The following is a 4280-nucleotide window of genomic DNA, read 5'->3' as shown; positions in this document are numbered from 1 at the left end:
GGCGCGTCGAGCCGCTCGCTGAACGGAATATCCGCCGCGAGTGCAAGAATGCGCTTGTTGTAGATTTCGTTGAGCATCTAGCTCGCCACTCTCCAGCTTGTGCCTTGCGGCCCATCTTCGATTGCCACGCCCATATCGGCAAGCGCGCCGCGGATGCGGTCGGCTTCCGCGAAATCCTTGTCCTTGCGCGCCGCATTGCGCGCCGCGATCAGCCGCTCGACCTCTTCCCCGTCAATATGGGAAGCCGCCCCCGCCCCTGCAAACCAGGCCTCCGGGTCCATTTCGAGCACGCCGATCAGCCGCCCGGCGCCGATCAGCGCCGCCTTGAGCTGCGCCCGCGTGCCGGGGTCGGCCGTCGTGTTGGCCTGTTTGGCGAGATCGAACAACACCGCCAGCGCCTTCGGCGTGTTGAGATCGTCCGTCAGCGCCGCCATGAATTCGTCCGGCGCCGCATCGTTGGTCGGCTCCGACCTGACGTCGGCAAGCCCGCGCAGCGCGCCGTAAAGCCGGTCGAGCATACGCTTGGCTTGCTGAAGCCCCTCCTCCGACCAGTCGAGCGGCTGGCGGTAGTGGGCATTGAGCAGCGCCAGGCGGATCGCCTCGCCGGGCGCTTGCTGGATGAGATCGTGAACCAGCAGCACATTGCCAAGCGACTTCGACATCTTCTCGGCGCCCATATTGACGAAGCCGTTATGCAGCCAGAAGCGCGCCAGCGGCACGCCATGCGTGCATGTGCTCTGCGCCAGCTCGTTCTCGTGATGCGGGAACTGCAGGTCGATGCCGCCGCCGTGAATGTCGATGGTCTCACCGAGATGCTTCTCGATCATCGCCGAGCATTCGATGTGCCAGCCGGGTCGGCCCCGTCCCCACGGACTGTCCCAGCCGGGCTGGTCTTGTGTCGACGGCTTCCACAGGACGAAATCCGCCGGGTCCTTCTTGTACGGCGCGACTTCCACCCGCGCGCCGGCGATCATGTCGTCGCGGTCGCGGCCCGAAAGCTTCCCGTATTCGGCAAAGCTCGGCACGTTGAAGAGCACATGCCCTTCCGCGACATAGGCATGACCGCTCGCGATCAGCCGTTCCATCATCGAGATCATTTCGGCGACGCTCTCCGTCGCTTTCGGTTCGAGATCGGGCGCCAGCACGCCGAGTACGCCCATATCGTCGCGATAGATTTGCGCGTATTTCTCGGTCACGACCGAAATCTCGACGCCCTGTGCCGCCGCGGCGGCGATGATCTTGTCCTCGATATCGGTGATGTTGCGCGCATAGACGACATGCGGGTAGAGCCGCCGCAGGAGCCGCGCCGGCACGTCGAACACGACGGCCGGCCGCGCATTGCCGATATGGGCGTGGTTGTAGACGGTCGGGCCGCAGACATACATCGTCACGCGGTTCGGATCCGCCGGCTCGAAGATTTCCTTCTTGCGCGTCAGCGTGTTGTAGAGCGAAAGCTTGTGTCGGTTGGGTTGGGCGTTCATCGGGCAGGCCTTTGTGTCGTCAGGGGCTTCGCGGGGGCGGCCCGTGCGACGACGGGCCTCAGGCGGCCGGACAGTCGGCCGCGCAACGGGTGGTCGTGCCACCCGTGGTCGGCGAAGTTCGACAACATGTCGTCAGGCGAACCATGGCCCGAAATCTCCGAAATCCGCGAATCGCGCCCCGCCTGCGGGGGCGCTTCGTGCCTTTATTAAGCGAGCCGATCCTGCCCGGCAAGCCTTTAAGAATTAACCAACCGCCCGCGCCAAACCGCCTGTTTTGCGCCGTCTCGTTGTCCTGCGGGTCTTGATAGGCCGTTTCCGCAAGGCTATATGCAAGGTTGAGACGATGTCACATCAACTTCAGCATGGCATAAGACCCCGTGCTTGATGGGCAAAACGGGCAGCTTTCCTCGGGATTTTGATGGGGAATGCGGCCTGTGACTTGAACCGGATGCCGGCCCTCGACGTAGAGGACAAGCTGCCGGGAAACCCCTAACGAGATTGGTCGAATGGACATGAACGCTGTAGTTGATGGGCTTAAGGCCCGGACGGATGACGACCGCTTGTCGACCGTCGAAAAGCCGAGCCGCGAAGAGGCCGAAGCCGCCGTCCGCACCCTCATTGCATGGGCCGGCGACAATCCCGACCGCGAGGGCCTGATCGACACGCCCGGCCGCGTCGTGCGTGCCTATGAGGAATTCTTCGAAGGCTACAATGTCGACCCCTTCAAGGAACTGTCGCGCACCTTCGAGGAAGTCGAGGGCTATGACGACATGGTGATGCTGCGCGACATCAACATCGAGTCGCATTGCGAGCATCACATGGTTGCCATCCTCGGCCGCGCGCATATTGCCTATGTGCCGACCCGGAAGGTCGTTGGCATTTCCAAGCTCGCCCGCGTCATCGAGATCTTCGCCCGCCGCCTGCAGACGCAGGAAACCATGACGGCGCAGATCGCCGACACGATCAACGCCGCGCTGCAGCCGCAGGGCGTCGCCATTCTGATCGAGGCGAAGCATCAATGCATGACGACGCGCGGCATCAAGAAGCCGGATGTCGCCACCATCACCACGCAGTTCACCGGCGTCTTCCGCGACGATCCGCGGATGGAAGCCCGTTTCATGCAGATGATCCGCGGATACTGAGCCGTCGAAACCGAAGTTTTGACAAAAGGCCCCGCCTTCATCTGAATGGCGGGGCCTTTTCAATTCGGCCACTTGAATATGGATGACGACATGACAGGCACATCCCCCTTCGGCTCTCGCGGCACCGCGCAGGAAATCGAGGAAGGCGCGGCCTTCGCGCCGAAATTCGACCGCGACGGCCTCATCACCGCAGTCACGACGGATGCGAAGTCCGGCGAACTGCTGATGGTCGCCTGGATGAACGCCGAAGCGCTCGCCCGCACCGTCGAAACCGGCGAGGCCTGGTACTGGAGCCGCTCGCGAAACGAGCTCTGGCACAAGGGCGACACCAGCGGCCAGATACAGACCGTGAAGGAACTCCGCACCGATTGCGATCAGGACACGATCTGGCTGAAGGTCGAAGTCGCCGGCGACGGCGGCTGCTGCCATGTCGGCTACCGCGCCTGCTTCTATCGCCGCGTGCCGCTCGGCAAGCTGCCCGCCACGCTCGAACACACCGGCGTACAAAAGGTCCGCTGATGCCGCCCGTCCCCAAACTGAAAATCGGCATCGCCCTTGGCGCCGGCGTCGCCCGCGGATGGACGCATATCGGCGTCCTGCGTGCCTTGTCTCGCGCCGGCATCGAGCCCGACATCGTCGCGGGCACGTCCATCGGCGCGCTGGTCGGCGGTTGCCTGGCTGCCAACCGCCTCGATCCGCTCGAGGACTTCGCGCGTTCGCTGACGCGCCGCCGCATGCTGAGCCTGCTCGACCTTCGTTTCCGCTCGTCGGGCCTGATCGGTGATTCGAAGCTCGCCGAACTGATGCGCCAACAGCTTGCGGACCTGCGCATCGAGGATCTCGAGCGCACCTTTGTCGGCGTCGCCACCGAATTGACGACCGGCCACGAACTCTGGCTGCACAAGGGCGATCTCACCCAGGCGATCCGCGCCTCTTACGCGCTTCCCGGCGTCTTTGCGCCGGTCGCCGTCGACGGCCGCTGGCTGATCGATGGCGCGCTGGTCAATCCGGTGCCGGTTTCGGTCGCCCGCGCGCTCGGCGCCCGTGTCGTCATCGCCGTCAATCTCAACAACGATCCCTTCGACCCCTCGATCCATCGCCGGGTCCGGCCGGTGGCCCGCTTCCCGGGCTATCTCGACACCGCGCCGCCGATCCTCGCCGAAGACGATCTGCTCGAGGAATTGCGCGAACGCATGTCGGAGGAACTGGAAGAGGACGAAGTGTCCGTCCCCGCCGGCGACGCAAACCGTCAGGTTGCCGCCCGCCTGCGCGAGAAGCTGAAATCGCTGCGCTGGAAGAAATCGCCCGAACAGGAGCTGATGCGCCGCGTCATCGGCGGCAAGCGCCGCGGCCCCGGCATCGTCAGCGTGATGCTGGCCTCGCTGAACATCGTGCAGGACCGCCTCGGCCGCATGCGCATGGCCGGCGACCCGCCCGACGTGATGATCGCGCCGAAGGTTGGCCATCTGAGCCTGCTCGACTTCGACCACGCGGACGAACTGATCCGCCTCGGCGAGGAAGCCGCCGAAGAAGCGATTCCGCATATCCGCGAGACGATTGAGTTGATGACGTAGTCTCCAGCCGCCCACATATCCGTCATTGCGAGGAGCGAAGCGACGAAGCAATCCGGAAAGCCGCAGATGCGGAGTCTGTCGCC

At 64.3% G+C, this 4280-nt stretch carries 4 protein-coding genes; 3 read left to right on the top strand and 1 reads right to left on the bottom strand.

Features of this window, described 5'->3' with window-relative positions:
- Positions 1-77: 77 nt before the first annotated feature.
- Entirely contained in the window at positions 78-1481 is a 1404-nt protein-coding gene (cysS, locus tag WEB61_RS05110; protein WP_368063250.1) for a cysteine--tRNA ligase, read from the bottom strand.
- Positions 1482-1993: 512 nt separating this feature from the next.
- On the opposite strand from cysS, the gene folE reads away from it, so the two are divergent.
- From folE to WEB61_RS05095, 3 genes are all read left to right on the top strand, one after another.
- Positions 1994-2623 (top strand): GTP cyclohydrolase I FolE, encoded by a 630-nt coding sequence (gene folE / locus WEB61_RS05105; protein ID WP_368063249.1) that lies wholly within the window; start codon positions 1994-1996, stop codon positions 2621-2623.
- 90 nt (positions 2624-2713) lie between these two features.
- Entirely contained in the window at positions 2714-3142 is a 429-nt protein-coding gene (gene hisI / locus WEB61_RS05100) for a phosphoribosyl-AMP cyclohydrolase (protein WP_368063248.1), read from the top strand.
- Positions 3142-4197, top strand: coding sequence for a patatin-like phospholipase family protein (locus tag WEB61_RS05095; protein WP_368063247.1), 1056 nt, complete (start codon positions 3142-3144; stop codon positions 4195-4197). Before hisI ends, WEB61_RS05095 begins: the two co-directional genes overlap by 1 nt.
- The last annotated feature ends 83 nt before the right edge of the window (positions 4198-4280 follow it).

Source organism: Parvibaculum sp. (assembly GCF_040882025.1).
In the GTDB taxonomy this organism is placed as follows: Bacteria; Pseudomonadota; Alphaproteobacteria; order Parvibaculales; family Parvibaculaceae; genus Parvibaculum.
Note: the sequence above shows the minus strand (reverse complement) of the source record. Positions and strands in the feature narration are given on the sequence as shown.